The sequence below is a fragment of the Altererythrobacter epoxidivorans genome (assembly GCF_001281485.1).
Classification (GTDB): domain Bacteria; phylum Pseudomonadota; class Alphaproteobacteria; order Sphingomonadales; family Sphingomonadaceae; genus Erythrobacter; species Erythrobacter epoxidivorans.
The window spans coordinates 1882263-1900637 of the sequence record NZ_CP012669.1 but is presented as its reverse complement, the minus strand read 5'-3'; the positions used below and the strand labels follow the sequence as shown (position 1 = coordinate 1900637).

Here is an 18375-nt window from a genome sequence, read left to right as displayed (position 1 = left end):
TGTAGTGAGGTGTTGGATTTTATGCAGATCATCGTCCGCGATAACAACGTCGACCAGGCTCTCCGCGCGCTTAAGAAGAAGCTGCAGCGTGAGGGGGTGTATCGCGAGATGAAGCTGCGTCGTCACTTCGAAAAGCCGAGCGAAAAGCGCGCCCGTGAAAAGGCTGCTGCCGTTCGTCGCGCTCGCAAGCTTGAGCGCAAGCGGATGGAACGCGACGGCATCAAGTAAGCCGTCCGTTTTCAGGTGCATTCGCGCTTGAACGCACACTCACGATAAGCCATCAGGGCGCGGACCAAATCCGCGCCCTTTTGCTTGGGCGCTGCCAATCTTTCAGGATCGTTTTATGGCCGAAGTTACCCGTGTTCCGTTGCAGCCGATCGAAAAGGGCTCGCTTACCAAGCTTTGGCTCGGCGTCATCGTCGCGATTCTGATCGGGGCGGGCATTGCGTGGGCCGCCATGCCCAAGGGCGTGAGCGTGGACACACTCGTAGAAGGCACCGGCCCCAATCCCGGCCCTGAAGATGTGGTCTTCGTGAAATATGTCGGCAAGCTCGCCGACGGGACCGAGTTCGACAAGTCGCAGGACATCCCCCTGCCGATCGAAGGCATCTTCCCCGCAGGCAATCCGCTGCCGCTCGACCAGATGGTCGAAGGTTTCCGTACCGGCGCGATGCAGATGCAAAAGGGCGGCAAGTACGAACTCTTCATTCCGGCAGAACTCGGATATGGTGCGACGCCGCCCGAAGGCGCCCCGATCCCGCCGAACAGCGACCTCTATTTCGATGTCGAGCTGGTCGATTTCATGACCCGCGAAGACTTCCAGCGCCGCATCAACATGCTCCAGCAGATGATGCAGCAGGAAAGCGGCGCAATGCAGCAAGGGCAACAGGCACCGCAACAGGGCCAATAGGCCTCACGCTCGCTTGAAGCTCGGGTGCCGCACTGCTAGCGCGCTCGTGCAATTCCACATTACCAGCGAAGGACAACGAATGTCCGTCGGAGTATATTTCTATGTCGGTTGACAGGGCTACCGTGGCGAAGATCGCCGGGCTGGCGCGCATCAGGATGGACGACGAACAGCTCGACCGGATGGTGCCGGAACTCAACAATATCCTCGCCTGGGTCGAGCAACTGGGTGAAGTCGATACCTCGGGTGTCGAGCCGATGACGGCCGTGATCCCGAATACGTTGCGCCTGCGCGACGATGTCGTCGATGCAGACCCCAAGACCGGCGGCAATCGCCGCGACGATATTCTGGCGAATGCGCCGGTTGCCGAACACGGCTTCTTCGGCGTTCCCAAGGTGATTGAATAATGACCGATTTTACCCAGCTTGGCGTGAAGGCCATCCGTGACGGCGTGGCCGGCGGCGACTTTACCGCACGCGAAGTGGCGGAAGCTTTCAACGCGGCCGTGGCCGAAGCCGCCGAACTGAATGCTTTCATCGTTACGACGCCGGATCATGCGCTCGCCGCTGCCGACGCGACCGATGCGAAGCGCGCCAAGGGCGAACCGCTCGGCAAGATGGGCGGCGTGCCGATCGGCATGAAGGACCTGTTCGCGACCAAGGGCGTCCAGACGACCGCTGCGAGCCACATCCTCGAAGGTTTCGATCCCGAATACGAAAGTACCGTCTCGCAGAACTTGTGGGATGCAGGTGCGGGCATGCTGGGCAAGCTCAACCTCGACCAGTTCGCGATGGGTTCGTCGAACGAGACGAGCTATTTCGGCAACGTCAATTCACCGTGGAAGAAAGAGGGCACCAACGCCGCGATGAGCCCGGGCGGTTCGTCGGGCGGTTCGTCCTCTGCAGTTGCAGCCCGTATCGCGCCGGCCGCTACCGGCACCGATACCGGCGGCTCGATCCGCCAGCCCGCCGCCTTCACCGGCATTTGCGGCATCAAGCCCACTTATGGCCGTTGCAGCCGCTGGGGCGTTGTCGCCTTCGCCAGCAGTCTCGACCAGGCCGGCCCGATGGCGCGCAGCATCGAAGACTGCGCGATCATGCTCGAGGCGATGGCCGGTTTCGATCCGAAGGATTCGACCTCGCTCGACATGCCGGTTCCCGAATGGGAAGCCGGTCTGAACGCCGACCTGAAGGGCAAGAAGGTCGGGATCCCGCGCGAATACATGATGGACGGCACGGACGAAGCCATCCTCAAGAGCTGGGAACAGGGCAAGGAATGGCTGCGCGATGCAGGCGCAGAGATCGTCGATATCTCGCTGCCGCATACCAAGTATGCGCTGCCTGCCTATTACATCGTCGCCCCGGCAGAAGCCTCGTCGAACCTCGCTCGCTATGACGGCGTGCGTTACGGTCTGCGCGATCTTCCCGACGGCGCAGGACTGCAGGACATGTACGCGGCGACCCGCGCCGCCGGTTTCGGTGACGAGGTAAAGCGCCGCATCCTGATCGGCACCTATGTGCTTTCGGCCGGTTTCTACGACGCATATTACAACCAGGCACAGAAGGTCCGCGCACTGGTTGCGCGCGATTTCGAGAACGCCTGGGCCGAATGCGACGTGATCCTTGCGCCGACGACGCCGACGCCCAGCTTCCCGCTGGGTTCGCTCAACGAAGATCCGCTGACGATGTATCTCAACGACGTCTTCGCCGTCCCCGCGTCGCTGGCCGGGCTTCCGGCGATGAGCGTGCCGGCAATGATGACGGACGACGGCCTGCCGCTCGGGCTGCAGCTGGTTGGCAAGCCGTTCGACGAGCAGGGCGTGCTCAATGCAGGTCTCGCGATACAACAGCGTGCCAACTTCACCGCCCAGCCGGAGAAGTGGTGGTAATGTCACCTTCGCCGGACGTGCTCGTCTGGCTCCCGCATTCCTATGCGGCGCGAGGGCCGGCGGAAAGCTGCGTCCGCTTGCTGGAAGGCGTAGCCGATGCAGGGCTCGCGCCTCGGATGCATCTCGTAAGGACGCGAAAGCCGATCCCTACGGGCATCGACGTGCGCGCTGCTCTGTCCGCGAATTTTCGGCACGTCCCGTACCGACTGGTGGCAAGGCGAGGCCTGGAAAGGCTGAAGCAACAATACGCAGCGGCAATCGATGAAGCCCGCCCGGGCACGGTCACATGGTTCTGGCCGGGCGTGCCGATCGATCTGGTCGAGCGCGCAAAACGCCGCGGCCTCGTGACCGTGCGAGAGATGATCAACAGCCCGCTGGCCCATGCTAAGCCCTTGCTCGATGCTGCCTATGCCGGGGTCGGGCTTGTGCCATCGCACGGCATCACAGGCGCCATGGTCGAGGCCGAGAATGCAGAGCTGAAGCTCTACGACTATATTTTCTCATCGAACGCAGAGGTCGATGCTGCCCTGTGGGAGCTCGGCATCCGGGCCGAGCGCATCCTGCAGACGAGCTTCGGCTGGAGCGCGGCGCGGATCGGAGGTGGTTCGCAGATAACTCGCAAGCCGGTCGGATTCCGGGCCGTGTTCCTCGGCAGTGTCGGAGTTCGCAAGGGCGTGCCCGAGCTTCTTGAGGCTTGGAAACAGGCCAATATCGATGGCCAGCTGGTGCTGGCTGGACCGATCGAAAAGGCCATTCGTCCCTTGATCGCGCCCTATCGTACGGATTCCAGCATCCAATTCGCCGGACCGGTCAGCGATGTCTCTCGACTGCTGCAAACCGCCGATTTGTTCGTCTTCCCGACGCGGGAGGAAGGCGGGCCGCAGGTCACCTGCGAGGCGGCAGCGTTCGGCCTCCCGATCCTCACGACACCGATGGGGGCGGGGCGGCTGGTCGAAGATGGCCGGAATGGCGTGATCATCGAGCCCGGCGAGGTCGACGCGCTCGCAGGTGCGATCAGGCGTCTCGCGTCTGATGCCGGATTGCGCAAGCGGCTCGGCGATGCGGCACGTGATGCCTCTGCCGGTTTCGAATACGGTGCTATCGGCAGGGAACGGGCGGAATTGCTGCAGGGATTGGTTCGAAAGTGACCAGTGTTGGCCATTCAACCCCCATCTCATGCAATGGCGGGAGCAGGGCGAAAAGGCGCTTTTCCTGCCTGCGATTCCCGCCTATCGACCGGGCCATGAGCGAGAGCCGTAAACCAAGGGCCATTTCTATGGCTGGAGGTCGAAGCTGATGCTGTTCATGCTGATCTTGATAGGGTCGCTGATCGCATTGGTGGTCTTTGCCTTCGTCATCTCGCGCAAGGTCGAATTCGGCGAGGCGCGGTTCGATAGCGAGACTGGCAAGGTGAAGACCGAAGATCATCCCGCGCAAGCGGGGCAGGCGGTCCCGGCGAAGCGAATTGAAACGATTGATACAGACGAGCGGAACAAGTGATGAGTAGCTACCGGATCCAGGGTGCAACGGGCGAATGGGAGGTCGTGATCGGCCTCGAGGTCCATGCTCAGGTCACTTCGCATGCGAAGCTGTTTTCGGGCGCTTCGACGGCGTTCGGCGCCGAACCCAATTGCAATGTTTCCCTGATCGACGCGGCCATGCCCGGCATGCTGCCGGTGCCCAATCGCGAATGTATCCGCCAGGCGGTTCGCACCGGCATGGCGATCGAAGCGCAGATCAACAAATACAGCCGTTTCGATCGCAAAAACTACTTCTATGCCGATCTTCCGCAGGGCTACCAGATCAGCCAGCTCTATCACCCGATCGTGGGTGAAGGCGCGCTGACCATCGAAGCCGACGAGAAGGCTGGCATCCCTGAAGACAAGGTCATCGGGATCGAGCGTATCCATGTCGAACAGGACGCGGGTAAGCTGATGCACGACCAGCATCCGACCATGTCCTATGTCGATTTGAACCGCTGCGGCGTTGCCCTGATGGAAATCGTCAGCCGGCCCGACATGCGCTCGCCGGCAGAGGCGGGTGCCTATGTCCGCAAGCTGCGCACCATCCTGCGCTATGTCGGCAGCTGCGACGGCAATATGGAAGAAGGCTCCATGCGCGCCGACGTCAATGTGTCGGTCCGCCGCCCGGGCGAGGAATTCGGCACGCGCACCGAAACCAAGAACGTGAACTCGGTCCGCTTCGTCATGCAGACGATCGAACACGAAGCGAACCGCCAGGTCGACCTGATCGAAAGCGGCGGCACGGTGGTACAGGAAACCCGCCTGTTCGACCCGAACACCGGCACCACACGTTCGATGCGGAGCAAGGAAGACGCGCACGATTACCGCTACTTCCCCGATCCAGACCTGCTGCCGCTCGAACTGGAAGATTCCTTCCTCGACGAATGCCGCGCCTCGCTCCCCGAACTGCCCGATGCCAAGCGTGCGCGTTACGAGAACGAACTGGGTCTCAGCGAATACAACGCGCGCGAACTGACGGCCGAGGTCGAAACTTTCGCACGCTTCGAAACGCTGCTTGCCGCAACTGCCAAGGCTATCGGCAAGGACGAGAAGTCTGTCGCCACGCAGGTCGCCAACTGGGCATTGTCGGTCGCACCGGGCGTCGCCAAGTCGCTGGGCGACGAGGCCGACATGAGCAATGCGACTGCCGAAGCGCAGGCCGGCATCCTGGCGATGCAGGACAAGGGCGAAATTTCGGGCGGACAGGCCAAGGAAATCTACGAAATCGTCCTCAAGACCGGTCGTGAACCGGGTGAAATCGCAGATAGCGAGGGCCTCAAGCAGGTCAGCGACACTGGCGCGATCGAAGCGGCTATCGACGAGATCATCGCCAACAATGGCGACAAGGTCGAGGAATACCGCGGCGGCAAGGACAAACTGTTCGGCTTCTTCGTCGGCCAGACGATGAAGGCGATGCAGGGCAAGGCCAACCCGGCAGTGGTGAACCAGATCCTGAAGGACAAGCTGGGGTAGCGATTCCCGAGCGCGGCACACTTTCGTAAATGCAGCTGAACCAACTCCTTTCGCCGAGCTATTCGAACATGCTGTCCGCCATGTCGGCCTGGCTCGACAAGGCGGAGGCGCAAATGGGTAAGGAAGAGGCGCAGGCGCTGCTAACGGCTCGCCTTGCTGCCGACATGTTCCCGCTGGCAACACAGGTGCGATTTTCCTGCGTGCAGGCGATAGAAGGTATGTGCCGCCTTACCGGCAAACCGCTGCCTGCGATGGTCCAGACCCTGCTCGACGAAGGTAGGGAAGCGGGCACAGCGCCGGGATCGCTGGATGATGCGCGCAACCGGATCGCCGAAACGCTGGAATGGGTGCGCGACGTTGAGCCGATTGCAGGCGAGCCTGAAGGCAGGAGCGATCTTCCCCACGAGCTGCCGAACGGCATGATCTTCGATTTCACTGCCGACGAGTACGCGCGTGACTGGGCGATCCCGCAATTTTATTTCCATGTCATGACGGCATACGCGATCCTGCGGGCGCAGGGCATCGATCTTGGCAAGGCGGACTATGTCGCGCACCTTCTCGGCAAGATACGGCCCGCAAGCGCACCGCAAGGGTGAGCGCGAGAGCGCATGACATCCATCGTCCTCATCCAGCCTGAGATACCCGGCAACACCGGCGCGGTCGGGCGCACCTGCGTCGCGCTCGATATGGAGCTGATCCTCATCCACCCGCTCGGCTTCGAGATCGACGACAAGCGCGTGAAGCGCAGCGGCCTCGACTATTGGCCGCATATACAGCTGGTCGAGTTCGCCAGCTGGGAGGCTTTCATCGCCGAACGTAGCCCGCGACGCGACCAGATGTTCCTGTTCGAGGAATATGCGGACCGCAGTTTCTACGAGCCTGAATACCCGCGCGACGCCTATCTCGTCTTCGGGCGCGAGACCAAGGGTATCCCGGCTGAAATTGTCGAGGCTCACCGCGGTCAGCTTGTCGGTCTGCCCATGCGTTCGGACAAGGTGCGATCGTTGAACCTGGCCAACACGGTCGCAGCAGCTGCCTATCAGGCGGTGAAGTCACATATCGACTGGTAATCGGCGCTGGTCCCCTTCTCTGCGTCGTCAGAAGTGAACAGATTCACCATACCTGTTTACCGAAAATAGAAAGAATCCTGCAAAGAGGGCGGCGGCGGCAAAGACCGCCCGTTAGAAAAACCCTCGAGGAACTCAACCCGGCGCTGCCCGGACATTCGAAGCGGAAGCGAAGCGATTCAACGCATAAACTCGATACCAGCGGCCTCAACTGCCCGCTGCCGATCCTCAAGACCAAGCAGACCCTGTCGAAATTGGCTGCTGGTGAAATCCTCGAAGTAACCGCTACCGATCCCGGCTCTGTCGCCGATTTCGATTCTTTCTGCCGTGCGACCGGGAACGTCCTGCTCGAACAGGACCATAGCGATGGAACATTCCGCTATCGCATAGAGCGCAAGGCCTGAGACAGCCTCACGCAGTCGCCCGCGAAAGCGGGCAACGCCGTCAACAGCTTGCGGGGATCGACATGAAATTCTGGCAATCAGCCGATGCTGCGCTGGACGCGGCCGAGGTCGATACAATCGGCATGGCTTCAGAGAAAAGCGCAGAAGATGAAATCCTTGCTCTCAACCAGCAGCTTGCAATCGCAGAGGCTGCACTCGAGAGCGAGCGCGACCAGCGCCGTGAAGCCGAAGCGCGCGCCGAAAGCTTCAAGGCGCAGGCTACCTCGCTTGCCCAGGAATTTCGCGCCTCCATCGCAGGTGTGACCACTGCGTTAGGTGTCGCTGTCGAGCAGTTGGAACGATCCGCGCATACGATGTACGACTTTGCCCGGACCACCGGATCGGAAATCGAACTGGCTCGGCAGGAGGTCGAGGAGGCCAGCCAACGGGCGCAAGCGATCGTTCGGGACGCCGACGCGCTCCACGATTCCGTTACGACAGTCGACATCGCATGGGGCTTTCTGGCCAGGATAGGTGCAGAAGCGCGGGCCACGACACAGCGTAGCGAAGCGACGATCGGCAATTTGACGCAGCAATCCACCGGTGTCGGGCACGTTATCGGCGTGATCAGCGGTATTTCGGATCAGACGCGCATTCTCGCCCTCAACGCGACGATCGAAGCGGCACGTTCAGGCGAGGCCGGGCGCGGATTTGCCGTCGTAGCCAACGAGGTGAAGCAGCTGGCCGACAGCGTCCAGTCCGTGACCCGCGAGGCTACCGACCTGATCAAAGGCATCCATACGGGGACGAAGGAAACCGACCTCGCCGTTCGTGAAGTGACTGCCGGTATGAGCCGCCTGATCGATTCAGCCGAGGCGATCGGCGTCGAGGTTAGTGAACAGATGGGTCAGGCAAAGTCGATCCAGGCGAGCGCCACAGGCGGTGCTGAAAGCGTGGAGAAAGTTGCCAGACGGTGCGAGAGGGTGACCAAGGCGGCGCACCACGCGTTCGAGCTTTCAGGCGAAATCGAAAGCGCCAGCGTCCACCTTCACAGTGTGGTCGACGAGTTGGAGAATGCGACCGAGAAATTCCTCACCCGACTTTCGTCCTGACCGAGTTCGCCATTGTCAGCGGCCATATTGGTGATAGCTTGAAGCCTCACGATGGAAGGGGTCCGGCGATGAAGTGGGCGTTCATTATCTTCACTGCACTGTACGTGATTGCGCTCGCGCTGCTGGCGATCGGTACGTTCGGCTGGTTTGGTCAGGAGAAAGACCCGCTTTCCGCTGTATTCCTCGTACCCCTCGGCCTGCCGTGGAACCTGCTCCTCGATCGCGTTTTCGGGACTGACGGACCGCTTGTCGCAATCCTCAGCCCGGCAATCAACGCTGCGATACTTTACTGGCTCTGGAAACGCTGAGCCGGGATCAGGGAACGGGATCTGTCCTGCTGACAGGCTGGGCCTTCCCTATTTCGCCGACCAGATTGTTGGCATCCCCCAGCACGCTCATGAACGCGACATAATCGTCGTCCATACAGCCTGAATTCCAGGCGATTTCGGTGGTCGTTGCACCGCGGGTCAGCCGCAAGGTCCCATAGGGTGCATCGGTCATGAAGTTTACGCACACGCCGGCATCGGGCGCCACTTCGGGCAGGCGATCGAGGATGGCCACCAGCTTTGCATATTGCCCGGCATCGGCTGGCAGTTCGTGCCACGCCATCGGCGCGGGGCCGATTGGCGGGGCACCTTCCTCGTGCACCGCCTCGGCAAAGCCCCCGCTACCATCGGGCAAGATGTTCCAGATCGTCAGCGGTGCGCCCCAGCTGTTCATTGTGAACGAAATCATGTCCCACGGCGGTGGGGGCGGGCTTTCAGGAGTGCTGGCGCTGGCATGACTGCACGACATGACGAGCAGCGATGCAGCGAGCATCAGGCCGCGAGGTAAAGAAGATCGCACGTCAGTTCCGTTCAAAAGCGTAAACGACCCGCCTTGCGCGGATGACGAGGCCTCTTCCGTCAGGAGTTAGCGTGTAGTTCGTCGAGGTCGGAAGGTCCGCAGCGAGATCTTCGCCGAATGTCGGCTTGGGGCACAATGCGCGGGTCGAGGCAATCTGCGAAATGACGAGCGTGCCGTTATAGGTTTCGGGCAAGGATGCGTTCCAGTCGCCGGTTCCGCGATTGCAATCGAGCTGCAGGATGAGCGAACCTCCACGTTCGAATTTCAGGGTGTGGCGTGCCTGCAATTCGGGATTGAGCCGGGTCGAGGTGCCCGATGTTTCGACGTCAACCAGCCGCCAGCTCGTGCCGTTGAGCGGGTGAAAAGCTTCGCCGGGGAGGCTTTCGCAGCCCGACAGGGCAAGCAGCGCGACCGTGCCGAAGCCGGCCTTTGCGAGTGTCGATTTCATCATCGGATTACGCTCCTGGTGCAAATAGCCATTATCCGCCGGTGATCAGCGCATCGACAATGACATAGGTTTCCGGACCGAATTTGACCGTAACCTGGTCGCCTTCGCGCGTGGTATTGAATTCCCATCCTGCCGAACCATCAGCCTGGGCGCTGTCTGCGCCATAGGGTTCTGTCCCGCGAACGAAAATCGCACGCTTCGAACCGTCGGGCTTGGTCACTTCGACGAGTGACGTCCCGTCCTCGCCCCAGTTGCGCTTGACCCCGGCATTGCAAGACTGTGCGGGCGGCTTGTTGTCGAAGCCGCAATCCATGATCGTCGTCGCGTTGTATTCGGTGCCCTCCACCAACGCGTCTTCTGTTTCCGGACTGGCGGGTGCAGTGCCGCCTGAATCGGCAGCGGCATCGGAGGATAGCGCTTCGGCAGAAGTCTCGTCCGTTGCAGGAGACTCCTCTGCGCTACCACAGGCCGAAAGTACGAGAGCAAGCGTGCTAGCAAGAGCACCGGCCCGGATCATGTGTTTCATGTCGTCATCCCGCATTGAAAGAGTTGGGCGCCGCGGTTTTTCAAGGCTGCGGCGCCCGACTCGTTGTATTAAAGGGCGCCCTCGCTGCCCGTGTACATCACTTCGCCTATCGTGCCGTCACGATAGGCGAGGCAGCGCCAGGGTTCTTCGCCGCCCTGCACATTGATGTAGATCGCGATGGCCGCTTCGGATTCCTCAATCCGGTTGGTTCCGATGACGGGCGCACCCGTTTCGCGGCCGACCTTGTCGGCGCACTTGCTTTCGAGGCTGTTGGGGCCGCGGATCTTTACCGCTGCGGACTTCGCCGGAGCAGCGCCCACTGCCGGGCCGTTTTCTCCGACCGGAGATGTCATGCCCACATTGGCGTCGCCCAACGAAATCGAAACGAGACGCACGCCATCGACATTGCCGACGATATTGCCGCCCAATGCCTCTGCTGCCGCTTCTGTGGGGCAGCCGACGAGGATAGCGCTGTCATCGAGGTAATTCGATGTTGCCGCACTTTCGCCCAGCTTCAGGCAGGGATCGCCGGCGTTCGGATAACCATCGCCAAATGGGGCAAGGCTTTCCGGGATAACCGCGACTTCTTCAGCCGCGACATCGGTTTCGGAAGTATCTTCGGCCGCGCCGCCACAAGCGGAGAGGGCGAGCGCCGCAGCGCCCGCCAGGAAAATGCCGTTACGCATGTCTCGTTCTCCCCGCCCTTAACGGCACTTGGGGTGCTGGCCGATATCGCGAAGGTCGTAGAAGTGGCCGTCTGCGATCGTGACCTGCACGCACTGGCGGGTGTCCGCCTTGTACTGAATCGAATAGCGGGTGTTGCCGCTGGTGAAATTGTCCACCTGGCGGAAACCGCGCCGCGACATTTCGTCCATGCCGCCCGCTGCGCGCGCGCCTTGCAGGTCGTTGTAGTGGGCGACCGGGGCGTAACCGCCTCGATTATAGTGGTGGCGCAGGTTGGCATTCCGCTCACTCACACCAGCGTTGTAGCCATTGGCGTAATCGTCGGACCGGTCGTAATTGTGATAGGACGCATTGTGCAGACCGTCTGTGTAACCGCGTTCGTATTGCGCTTCTGCTGCGGCATCGGCCTTGTGCTTGTCGTCTTCATGGTGATGCGACTTGTGGCTGAGCAATGCGCCGAGGATCGCTGCACCTGCAACAGCGGCGACTGCTGCCCCTGCGTCACCACCCTTGTGATGGCCGCAGTCCTGATCGGATGCGTCGTTGATGGTCATGACGCGGCCGTCATAGACTTCGACCACGACGCAATCGTCGTCCTTGGAATCCCACCAGTAGCTGTACACGTAGCCCATATCGTTTTTGTTGGTGGAAACATGAGCGAAACCACGCTGCTGCAGCTGGTATTCGGCATCCCGACCGCGCGAACCGTTGATGTCGATCAACTGGTTTGCCTTTTCGGCAAGAACCGGTGTCGCAACCAGGGCGGTACACGAAGTGATCAGGGCAACTTTAGCTAGACGGGCAGTCATAATGACCTCCTTGGTGGGTATTCTTTATGTTCGCGACTAAAGGGCTTCGTGCGCTTTGCTCTGCGTCAAAGTAGCTCGATTCATTCCAAGGCTATCAAAGGCTTGTGACAGTTCATATTGCCTCTTCCTGCCAATCGGTTGACATTTTCTGCCAAATTGGCAGCTTTCGAAGTTCGGGGGCCAGAACGAAGGACGACATGTGAACCGTTTTGCCGATTCTCTGGACCGACTCGAAAGACTGCGTCCGAACATGGCAGCTGCCCCCGTTCCGGTCGGTATGACCCGGCATTGGGGTAACAGTTTCGGGCATCCGGACTGGATGTTCGAAGGTACCAAATTATCTGCCGAGGACCTCGACAGGACATTCATCCCCGTTATCGACGATCTGAGGCTGATCGCGAACCTCGTCGAAAATGTGGGTGAGAAGGCGCTGCTGACAAGTGTTATCGAACGACCGGTCGTCGCCCCTGGCGGACTGCTCAGCCGGGCACCCGACCTTGGTGCGTCGCTCAAGGTATTGACTGCGGAACTGACCCGAACGTCGCCTTACTTCCTTGTCGAATTCACCCACGGCGATGAAATGGTCGGGATCGACATAGCAACCGATCCAGATGTCGGTCCGTTGGGACGATTCCTCGAACTCACCTGCCTCTTTCTCCTGCTGCGCCTGATCGATTCCTTCATCGGGCATGCCGGGCCGGGCCAGAAAACACGACCGGTAATTGCCGCCGAAATCAGCGGTGTAGAGGAAGGTCTGATCGCAGAGATAAACGCGATTGCACAAGAACGCTTCGTCATGAGCGATCAGTCGACGATGCTTCGGCTGCACACCAGCTATCTTGACCTGCCAAATCCCGACTACCGCAATTCGCAACGCGAAGAATTGCAAGAGGACCCGAGGGTCGGACAACCGACTGCCAGTGCCAGTGTCCAGTCGCTGAAGGCCCAGATAAGGGAGCGGCTCAGGCTGAACCGGCGGATTCCGCAGATGGCCGATTTGGCGTCGGAACGCGGCATGTCGGTGCGCACGCTGGCCCGCGAGCTGTCGTCAAAGGGCCTTTCTCTCAGGAACCTCACCAACGACGTCCGGATGGAACTGTCGGCAGAATACCTCGCGTCGGGCGAAATGTCGGTGTCCCAAGTTTCGGAGAACCTGGGCTATTCGGAAGCGTCCAGCTTCATCCGTTCGTTCCGCAAGAACTTCGGCACCGCACCGGGGGAGTGGCGTCGGGGGACGACACGGGCCAGGTTATAGCCCACGAAAAAGGGCCGCCGGATCGCGCCGACGGCCCCTTCGATCAAATCCGGGTTTGGATCAGCCCTGGCGCTGGCCAGTCAGCGGCATCGAACCGAATGCGCCGGCATTGACTGCACCGGTCAGCTGGTCGCCATTGACGGTCGCTTCGCAGTCGAGCGTCATCGGCATCGGCACCGTCATGTTCATCTTCCAGGTCAGCTTGTCGCCGTCGATCGTGCCGTTTTCGATGTCCATCGAACCCATGCCGCCAGCCATCGAGCCGGTGAAAGTGTTGCCGTCATCGCCTGGTACGACGGTAAAGGTGCCCTTCTGGTCGCCCATCGGGCTCTTGACGACGGTATCGTAGGTTCCAGCAACAGACATCGTATTCTCCTCCTTGGATAAAGCTTCCACCCATCAATTCACGGGCGGCCTTCGCGTTCCGTGTTTACACTCGTGTCAGTAAGACTCAACCACATATCGGCGCTTGGCATTGGCCAGCACATCCTCGCGCCAGAAATGAACCGGCTTCAGCTTGTGCTGCACGAACAGTGCGGCCTGATCGCTGTAATGATTGCTGCCAGGCCGCGTCGTTGCTGCACCATAGGGCTGGATCGAACGCGAGCTGACGCGCTCGCCCGGCATCCATTCGGCCCACATGATGAAGCTGTCGCCATGCTTCACCGACAGCCTGCCATCCTCGTCCACATCCCATGTGGTCGAAGCGCGTAGGGTGTCGGAGCCGCCATCGAGCGGCAGGTCCACCGCATTGGGTCCGAGCGGTTGCCGCAAGCGCAGCAATTGCGACATTGGCGGATCGATACGGCCGAAATGCGTCATCAGATGGTCGACCGAGGTTTCCAGCTGTTCCAGTGCATCGGGCTCGGGCTTGTTCTGGTACTCGGCCGACATGAACTCCTTGATCATCAGCAGGGCGAGCGCATCTGCCCGGCCGCGATTGTCAGCGGTGAAGTCCCACTCGAGCAAGAGGTCGCGAGCTTCGGCCAGCTTGTCATCGTTCGACAGGTCGAGCGCTTCCAGCTGGTCCCACAGCTGATCGACATAGCCCTCGCGCACGTAGGCGGTGTCATACTTGATCCGCTCCAGCGTCTTGCGGTCGAGCAGGCTTGCCTCGCTCAGCAGTTTCCACGCACGGCGCGACCTGTTGGTCTGCTTAAGTTCGACACCCAGTTCGGGGGCGAAATCGGCCGGGTCGAGATCATCTGCGGCACCTGCCGCGGTGTATGGCTCGTTATTGGCGTTGTAGATCCAGCCCGATGACGGGTTCACGATCTTGGGCACCTCGGCGAAGTCGACCGTACCCTGCCATACGAGCTCGGGGTCGTTGCCGGGCAGGATGCCGCGCCAGTTGGGGCCGGCCTGTCGGTCGGGCAGGGCGGCATTATAGACATAGGCGATGTTGCCTGCCTTGTCGGCGTAGATGAAATTGGTCGAAGGGATGTCCATTCGCGCCAGCTGCGTCTGCCATTCATCGAGCGTCTTCGCCTTGTTGAGGCGATAATAGGCGTCGAGCTGGCCCAGATTGTCGATGCCGCCGTAACGGATGGCGAAATAGCCCTTGTCGTTCTTGATCACCGGGCCGTGGACACTGCGATAGACCATGCGCTCGACCGGAATGACTACGGGGCCGATCTTGACGGGGAGGGTGACCTCCTCGCTTTCCAGTTCGAGCCATTCGTCGCCGAACTGGTACATCAGGCGGTGATTGTTGCCGATGACCTCCTTCGAAACGTCGAGCTCGTAAACATCGACCATGTCGGGGCGGTTGACCGTGTTGGTCCAGCCGAGGTCCTCGTTATGGCCGAGGAAGGGGAAGGGCGATCCGGGGAAGTTTGCACCCGCATAGTGCCAGCCTTCCTCGCTCTCGACCACGAGTTCGTACCAGGCGACACCGCCGCGCCACGGCTGGTGGCTATTCGAGATGAGCACGCTCGGCCCACCGGATTTTTCGGGCGTCACGGCAAAGGCGTTAGACCCCGCGAGCGCGCCATCCTCGCCCCACGGCAGCGGCGCGTGGCGCAGGTTCGCCTGCTCGGACTTCGTGCTTTCCGGCTCCGATCCGTCGCGCGGATAACCCGGGATGTCGGGGCCATATTCGCGCAGCAATGGCTCGCCTGCGACGAGCGGCTGGATCACGTTGCCGAGGCCGAAGAAGAACGGCTGGCGCAGGGCAAAGCCTGCCGCGATATCGACGCCGTCGACGGGGAATAGATTGCCCAGCTTCGCTTCTTCCGGATGCTCCGCGGCATACTGGTTCAACCCGGCGGCATAGGCATCGAAAAGGGCGCGAGTATCCGCGGGTAGCTCGGGATAGTGGCGTTCTGCCGTTCCGCGCGCATCGAGCAGGTGGTAGGCATAGTCGAAGGCAGCGCCTTCCTCGCCCGCGATGGCGCCATAGCGACCCTTCGACATGGCGACGACATCCTGCAGCGTGAAGAAATCGTCCTCGGCGTGGGCGATCGCAACGCCGAATGCGACGTCGGCGTCGGTCTTTCCATAGATGTGGGGGACGCCGAATTCGTCGCGGATAATCTCTGCGCGATAATGCCTTTCAGGCAGGGCCGCGCTGGAGCGCGCAGCGAACGGTTCCCAACTCGCCAGGAATATGAAGCCCGCCAGCACGAGCACAAGCAACGCGAATCCGATCCGCGCAAACCACGATTTCATCCAGTTCTCTCCTTCGCCCGCGACGCTAACGGGGTTCTGTCCACGGGTGAAGGGCACAATCACTTGCGACGGGAGAAAGCTGTTTGCGATTCGCTCGGGATAAAGTCGCAAGGGGGTCTTTCGGTATCCATGCCTGCACGGCTACCCCGGCAGATGTGGATACGCAGATCGTCATCGGACACGGCGCAAATGGCGCGCCGGTCAGCTTCGACATAGAAGAATTGCTCGCCACCCGACTGCTCGTCCAGGGCAATTCGGGTAGCGGCAAATCGCATCTGCTGCGCCGCCTGCTGGAAGAAAGCGCCGGCATGGTCCAGCAGGTCGTGATCGATCCCGAGGGCGACTTCCCTTCGCTGGCAGAGGAGTTCGGCCATGTAGTGATCGACGGGTCGGCCTATGCCCCGGCAGAGATCGAGGCGCTCGCGCGACGTATCCGCGAACACCGCGCCAGCGTGGTGCTGGATCTCGACGGGTTGGAGGTCGAACAGCAAATCCGTTGTGCCGCGCAGTTCCTGACCGCGCTGTTCGATGCCCCGCGCGAACACTGGTATCCGGTGCTGGTGGTGGTGGACGAGGCGCAGATGTTCGCGCCTGCGGTGGCGGGCGAGATTGCCGAAGACACGCGGCGCATGACGCTGTCGGCCATGACCAATTTGATGTGCCGCGGCCGCAAGCGCGGTCTGGCCGGGATCGTCGCGACGCAGCGTCTGGCGAAACTCGCGAAGAATGTCGCGGCAGAGGCGTCGAACTTCCTGATGGGCCGCACTTTCCTCGACATTGATATGGTTCGCGCCGCCGACCTGCTCGGCATGGAGCGGCGACAGGCGGAGCGCATCCGCGAACTGGAACGTGGACATTTTCTCGCTCTAGGCCCTGCGATCACGCGGGTTCCCCTGTCGGTGAAGATTGGTCCTGTGAAGACCGGTAACAAGGCGCGCGCCGAAGGCCTGATGGCCCTGCCGGACACCGCGCCCGCCGATATGGAGGCGCTGCTCACCAGCAATCTCGCGGCAGAGGCGGCGAAATCGGCGCCTCCGCCACCGCCACCTCCGGCACCGCGGGTCGAGGATGTCGAGCGGACCATTGCCTCAGCCGAAGAGCGCCAGGTTCCGCAACCGGCCGAACCGGCGGACACATCTGCCGTTGCTACGCGGATTGAAGAGATCATTTTCGAACTGGCGGGTGAGGAGGGTATCGCCTTCCAGTCGGCAAGCGCCCAGTACCAGACATTCCTGACGCGTTGCCGCCGCGAACGCCTGATCGGCCCCATGCCCGATATGCAGAGCTTTCGGCGCCGCTTTGCCATTGCCGGAGCAGGGCTGGGCGATCTGGACGAAGCGGTGCAGAGCCGCATCCTGCAGCTGGCAGGCAGGGTGGAAGAAGACCTGCTGGCGCCGTTCCTGGTCATCGCCAAGGCTGCGCACGCTGGCGAAACACAGGTCGACGAAAACGAACTTGCCCAGGCTTACGGAACCAGCTCGCCCGGACGGATCCGCCGCCTGCTCGACCACCTCGAGCGGCAGGGACTGATCGTCGTGCGGGAGGACTTCGGCGGCGACCGGACGCTGATGGTGCCGGGTCTGGAAAACGTGAACGCGGGTTGAATCGCTAGCGCGATCCGCCGAATAGCTGGCGACCGGCAAGATCAAGCATGATTTCCTCGCTGCCGCCGCCGATCGCGTTGACCCGCACCTCGCGATAGATCCGTTCCACCTTGCTTCCGGTGATGTAGCTCGCTCCGCCGAGGACCTGCGCAGCTTCGCGCGCGACGGCTTCGAGCATGCGCGTTGCCTGCACCTTGAGCATGGCGAAATCAGCCGGACGGTCGCGCCCCTCGCGAACCTGCCAGGCGCAAAGATCGACCCATGCCTGCGTCGCCTCGATCTGGCGTTCCATGTCGGCGAGCTTGATGCGGATCGACTGGTGACCGACCAGCGGTTTGCCGAAAGTTTCGCGTTGCTGCGCCCAGTCGGCAGCCTCGGCCATTGCGACGCGAGCATAGGCACAGCAGCCCATGGCCATGCCCAGCCGCTCACCATTGAAATTGCGCATGATCCCGATGAAGCCGCCGTTCTCCGGCCCGATGAGGTTTTCGGCAGGCACGCGCACGTCGCTGAAATGGATGGCGGCGGTGTCCGAACAGCGCCAGCCCATCTTGTCGAGCCGTGTTCGCTCGACGCCCTCGCTCGCCATGTCGATCAGCAGCAGCGAAATGCCGCCAGCGCCCGGGCCGCCCGTCCGTACAGCACAGGTCAGCCAGTCCGCGCGCATACCGGAAGTGATGAACATCTTGCCGCCGTTGACGACATAGTGGTCGCCATCACGAACGGCCGTCGTCCTGAGATTGGCGACGTCCGATCCGCCACCCGCCTCGGTAATACCGAGCGCGATGATCTTCTCGCCTGCGAGCACCGGCGGGGCCACGCACTGCTTCATCTCTTCCGAACCGAGCGCCAGGACCGGCGGCAGACCGATGCCATGCGTCATCAGCGATGCGCCGAGCCCGCCAGCTCCGCAGGCGGCGAGCTCTTCGGTCACGACCAGCCCATGGAAGATGTCGAATCCTTCCTCGTGTCCGCCAAATTCCTCGGGATAGCGCAGGCCGAGTATGCCGGCTTGTGCCGCCTTGCGGTGAAGGTCGCGGGGCAATTCGCCCTCCGCTTCCCAACGGTCGATGTTCGGGGATATTTCCCGTTCGACGAAACGGCGAACGCTCATCGCGAGCGCCTCGTGGCTTTCGTCATAATAGGGTGAGCGGGCGCGCCAATCGTCGAATGCAGTCAT

The 18375-nt window shown here is 61.5% G+C and carries 22 protein-coding genes; 14 read left to right on the top strand and 8 right to left on the bottom strand.

Annotation, left to right across the window (positions count from 1 at the left end; translation table 11 throughout):
* Positions 1-21 precede the first annotated feature (21 nt).
* The 12 genes from rpsU (at position 22) to AMC99_RS09520 (ending at position 8661) form a co-directional block, all read left to right on the top strand.
* Complete coding sequence (rpsU, locus tag AMC99_RS09575) at positions 22-228, top strand: 30S ribosomal protein S21 (protein ID WP_040965003.1); 207 nt, start codon at positions 22-24, stop codon at positions 226-228.
* 115 nt (positions 229-343) lie between these two features.
* Positions 344-910 carry an FKBP-type peptidyl-prolyl cis-trans isomerase gene (locus AMC99_RS09570; RefSeq protein ID WP_061925993.1) on the top strand — a complete coding sequence of 189 codons (567 nt, stop codon included), beginning with the start codon at positions 344-346 and terminating at the stop codon, positions 908-910.
* A 101-nt stretch (positions 911-1011) separates the two neighbouring features.
* Positions 1012-1314 (top strand): Asp-tRNA(Asn)/Glu-tRNA(Gln) amidotransferase subunit GatC, encoded by a 303-nt coding sequence (gatC, locus tag AMC99_RS09565; protein ID WP_061925991.1) that lies wholly within the window; start codon positions 1012-1014, stop codon positions 1312-1314.
* A complete protein-coding gene (gatA, locus tag AMC99_RS09560; RefSeq protein WP_061925988.1) occupies positions 1314-2795 on the top strand; it encodes an Asp-tRNA(Asn)/Glu-tRNA(Gln) amidotransferase subunit GatA in 1482 nt (493 codons plus the stop codon). The genes gatC and gatA overlap by 1 nt, the downstream gene beginning before the upstream one ends.
* Positions 2795-3943, top strand: a complete 1149-nt coding sequence (locus AMC99_RS09555; RefSeq protein WP_061925985.1) for a glycosyltransferase — start codon at positions 2795-2797, stop codon at positions 3941-3943. Before gatA ends, AMC99_RS09555 begins: the two co-directional genes overlap by 1 nt.
* Positions 3944-4100: 157 nt before the next feature.
* The gene (locus tag AMC99_RS09550; RefSeq protein ID WP_157058295.1) at positions 4101-4295 is read left to right on the top strand and encodes a hypothetical protein; all 195 of its coding nucleotides are present in this window, start codon (positions 4101-4103) and stop codon (positions 4293-4295) included.
* Entirely contained in the window at positions 4295-5791 is a 1497-nt protein-coding gene (gene gatB / locus AMC99_RS09545; protein ID WP_061925979.1) for an Asp-tRNA(Asn)/Glu-tRNA(Gln) amidotransferase subunit GatB, read from the top strand. The genes AMC99_RS09550 and gatB overlap by 1 nt, the downstream gene beginning before the upstream one ends.
* A gap of 29 nt (positions 5792-5820) precedes the next feature.
* Positions 5821-6387 (top strand): DUF1993 domain-containing protein, encoded by a 567-nt coding sequence (locus AMC99_RS09540; RefSeq protein ID WP_061925976.1) that lies wholly within the window; start codon positions 5821-5823, stop codon positions 6385-6387.
* A 12-nt stretch (positions 6388-6399) separates the two neighbouring features.
* On the top strand, positions 6400-6861 hold the full coding sequence (locus AMC99_RS09535; RefSeq protein WP_061925973.1) for a tRNA (cytidine(34)-2'-O)-methyltransferase: 462 nt from the start codon (positions 6400-6402) through the stop codon (positions 6859-6861).
* Positions 6792-7262 carry a sulfurtransferase TusA family protein gene (locus AMC99_RS14295; RefSeq protein WP_338021466.1) on the top strand — a complete coding sequence of 157 codons (471 nt, stop codon included), beginning with the start codon at positions 6792-6794 and terminating at the stop codon, positions 7260-7262. The genes AMC99_RS09535 and AMC99_RS14295 overlap by 70 nt, the downstream gene beginning before the upstream one ends.
* A gap of 62 nt (positions 7263-7324) precedes the next feature.
* Positions 7325-8353 carry a methyl-accepting chemotaxis protein gene (locus AMC99_RS09525; RefSeq protein WP_061925969.1) on the top strand — a complete coding sequence of 343 codons (1029 nt, stop codon included), beginning with the start codon at positions 7325-7327 and terminating at the stop codon, positions 8351-8353.
* 68 nt (positions 8354-8421) lie between these two features.
* Positions 8422-8661, top strand: coding sequence for a hypothetical protein (locus AMC99_RS09520; protein WP_061925966.1), 240 nt, complete (start codon positions 8422-8424; stop codon positions 8659-8661).
* Positions 8662-8668: 7 nt separating this feature from the next.
* Here the strand turns inward: AMC99_RS09520 and AMC99_RS09515 are convergent, their stop codons facing one another.
* The 5 genes from AMC99_RS09515 to AMC99_RS09495 all read right to left on the bottom strand — a co-directional run bounded on the left by AMC99_RS09515 (position 8669) and on the right by AMC99_RS09495 (position 11666).
* A complete protein-coding gene (locus AMC99_RS09515; RefSeq protein WP_157058294.1) occupies positions 8669-9172 on the bottom strand; it encodes a hypothetical protein in 504 nt (167 codons plus the stop codon).
* A 28-nt stretch (positions 9173-9200) separates the two neighbouring features.
* A complete protein-coding gene (locus AMC99_RS09510) occupies positions 9201-9650 on the bottom strand; it encodes an META domain-containing protein (RefSeq protein WP_061925960.1) in 450 nt (149 codons plus the stop codon).
* A 28-nt stretch (positions 9651-9678) separates the two neighbouring features.
* On the bottom strand, positions 9679-10173 hold the full coding sequence (locus AMC99_RS09505; protein WP_232301359.1) for a hypothetical protein: 495 nt from the start codon (positions 10171-10173) through the stop codon (positions 9679-9681).
* 68 nt (positions 10174-10241) lie between these two features.
* On the bottom strand, positions 10242-10859 hold the full coding sequence (locus tag AMC99_RS13880; protein WP_083440134.1) for a hypothetical protein: 618 nt from the start codon (positions 10857-10859) through the stop codon (positions 10242-10244).
* 18 nt (positions 10860-10877) lie between these two features.
* Entirely contained in the window at positions 10878-11666 is a 789-nt protein-coding gene (locus tag AMC99_RS09495) for a hypothetical protein (RefSeq protein WP_061925957.1), read from the bottom strand.
* A 250-nt stretch (positions 11667-11916) separates the two neighbouring features.
* Here AMC99_RS09495 and AMC99_RS09490 point away from each other — a divergent pair, with 250 nt between their 5' ends.
* Positions 11917-12921, top strand: coding sequence for a helix-turn-helix transcriptional regulator (locus AMC99_RS09490; RefSeq protein WP_061925954.1), 1005 nt, complete (start codon positions 11917-11919; stop codon positions 12919-12921).
* A gap of 60 nt (positions 12922-12981) precedes the next feature.
* Here the strand turns inward: AMC99_RS09490 and AMC99_RS09485 are convergent, their stop codons facing one another.
* Positions 12982-13287, bottom strand: a complete 306-nt coding sequence (locus AMC99_RS09485) for a hypothetical protein (protein WP_061925951.1) — start codon at positions 13285-13287, stop codon at positions 12982-12984.
* A gap of 75 nt (positions 13288-13362) precedes the next feature.
* Entirely contained in the window at positions 13363-15591 is a 2229-nt protein-coding gene (locus AMC99_RS09480; RefSeq protein WP_061925948.1) for a penicillin acylase family protein, read from the bottom strand.
* 155 nt (positions 15592-15746) lie between these two features.
* On the opposite strand from AMC99_RS09480, the gene AMC99_RS09475 reads away from it, so the two are divergent.
* Complete coding sequence (locus tag AMC99_RS09475) at positions 15747-17195, top strand: ATP-binding protein (RefSeq protein WP_061925946.1); 1449 nt, start codon at positions 15747-15749, stop codon at positions 17193-17195.
* Positions 17196-17199: 4 nt separating this feature from the next.
* Here the strand turns inward: AMC99_RS09475 and AMC99_RS09470 are convergent, their stop codons facing one another.
* Entirely contained in the window at positions 17200-18375 is a 1176-nt protein-coding gene (locus AMC99_RS09470; RefSeq protein ID WP_061925943.1) for an acyl-CoA dehydrogenase family protein, read from the bottom strand.

Bases quoted from the DNA above. Each gene is read 5' to 3' on its own strand.
- AMC99_RS09490 (WP_061925954.1), top strand. From the start codon at position 11,917: ATGGCAGCTGCCCCCGTTCCGGTCGGTATGACCCGGCATTGGGGTAAC.
- AMC99_RS09495 (WP_061925957.1), bottom strand. From the start codon at position 11,666: ATGACTGCCCGTCTAGCTAAAGTTGCCCTGATCACTTCGTGTACCGCC.
- rpsU (WP_040965003.1), top strand. From the start codon at position 22: ATGCAGATCATCGTCCGCGATAACAACGTCGACCAGGCTCTCCGCGCG.
- gatB (WP_061925979.1), top strand. From the start codon at position 4,295: ATGAGTAGCTACCGGATCCAGGGTGCAACGGGCGAATGGGAGGTCGTG.
- AMC99_RS09535 (WP_061925973.1), top strand. From the start codon at position 6,400: ATGACATCCATCGTCCTCATCCAGCCTGAGATACCCGGCAACACCGGC.
- AMC99_RS09550 (WP_157058295.1), top strand. From the start codon at position 4,101: ATGCTGATCTTGATAGGGTCGCTGATCGCATTGGTGGTCTTTGCCTTC.
- AMC99_RS13880 (WP_083440134.1), bottom strand. From the start codon at position 10,859: ATGCGTAACGGCATTTTCCTGGCGGGCGCTGCGGCGCTCGCCCTCTCC.
- AMC99_RS09510 (WP_061925960.1), bottom strand. From the start codon at position 9,650: ATGATGAAATCGACACTCGCAAAGGCCGGCTTCGGCACGGTCGCGCTG.
- AMC99_RS09525 (WP_061925969.1), top strand. From the start codon at position 7,325: ATGAAATTCTGGCAATCAGCCGATGCTGCGCTGGACGCGGCCGAGGTC.
- gatA (WP_061925988.1), top strand. From the start codon at position 1,314: ATGACCGATTTTACCCAGCTTGGCGTGAAGGCCATCCGTGACGGCGTG.
- gatC (WP_061925991.1), top strand. From the start codon at position 1,012: ATGTCGGTTGACAGGGCTACCGTGGCGAAGATCGCCGGGCTGGCGCGC.
- AMC99_RS09470 (WP_061925943.1), bottom strand. From the start codon at position 18,375: ATGACTGCATTCGACGATTGGCGCGCCCGCTCACCCTATTATGACGAA.
- AMC99_RS09520 (WP_061925966.1), top strand. From the start codon at position 8,422: ATGAAGTGGGCGTTCATTATCTTCACTGCACTGTACGTGATTGCGCTC.
- AMC99_RS09505 (WP_232301359.1), bottom strand. From the start codon at position 10,173: ATGAAACACATGATCCGGGCCGGTGCTCTTGCTAGCACGCTTGCTCTC.
- AMC99_RS09540 (WP_061925976.1), top strand. From the start codon at position 5,821: ATGCAGCTGAACCAACTCCTTTCGCCGAGCTATTCGAACATGCTGTCC.
- AMC99_RS09555 (WP_061925985.1), top strand. From the start codon at position 2,795: ATGTCACCTTCGCCGGACGTGCTCGTCTGGCTCCCGCATTCCTATGCG.
- AMC99_RS09570 (WP_061925993.1), top strand. From the start codon at position 344: ATGGCCGAAGTTACCCGTGTTCCGTTGCAGCCGATCGAAAAGGGCTCG.
- AMC99_RS09515 (WP_157058294.1), bottom strand. From the start codon at position 9,172: ATGCTCGCTGCATCGCTGCTCGTCATGTCGTGCAGTCATGCCAGCGCC.
- AMC99_RS09480 (WP_061925948.1), bottom strand. From the start codon at position 15,591: ATGAAATCGTGGTTTGCGCGGATCGGATTCGCGTTGCTTGTGCTCGTG.
- AMC99_RS09485 (WP_061925951.1), bottom strand. From the start codon at position 13,287: ATGTCTGTTGCTGGAACCTACGATACCGTCGTCAAGAGCCCGATGGGC.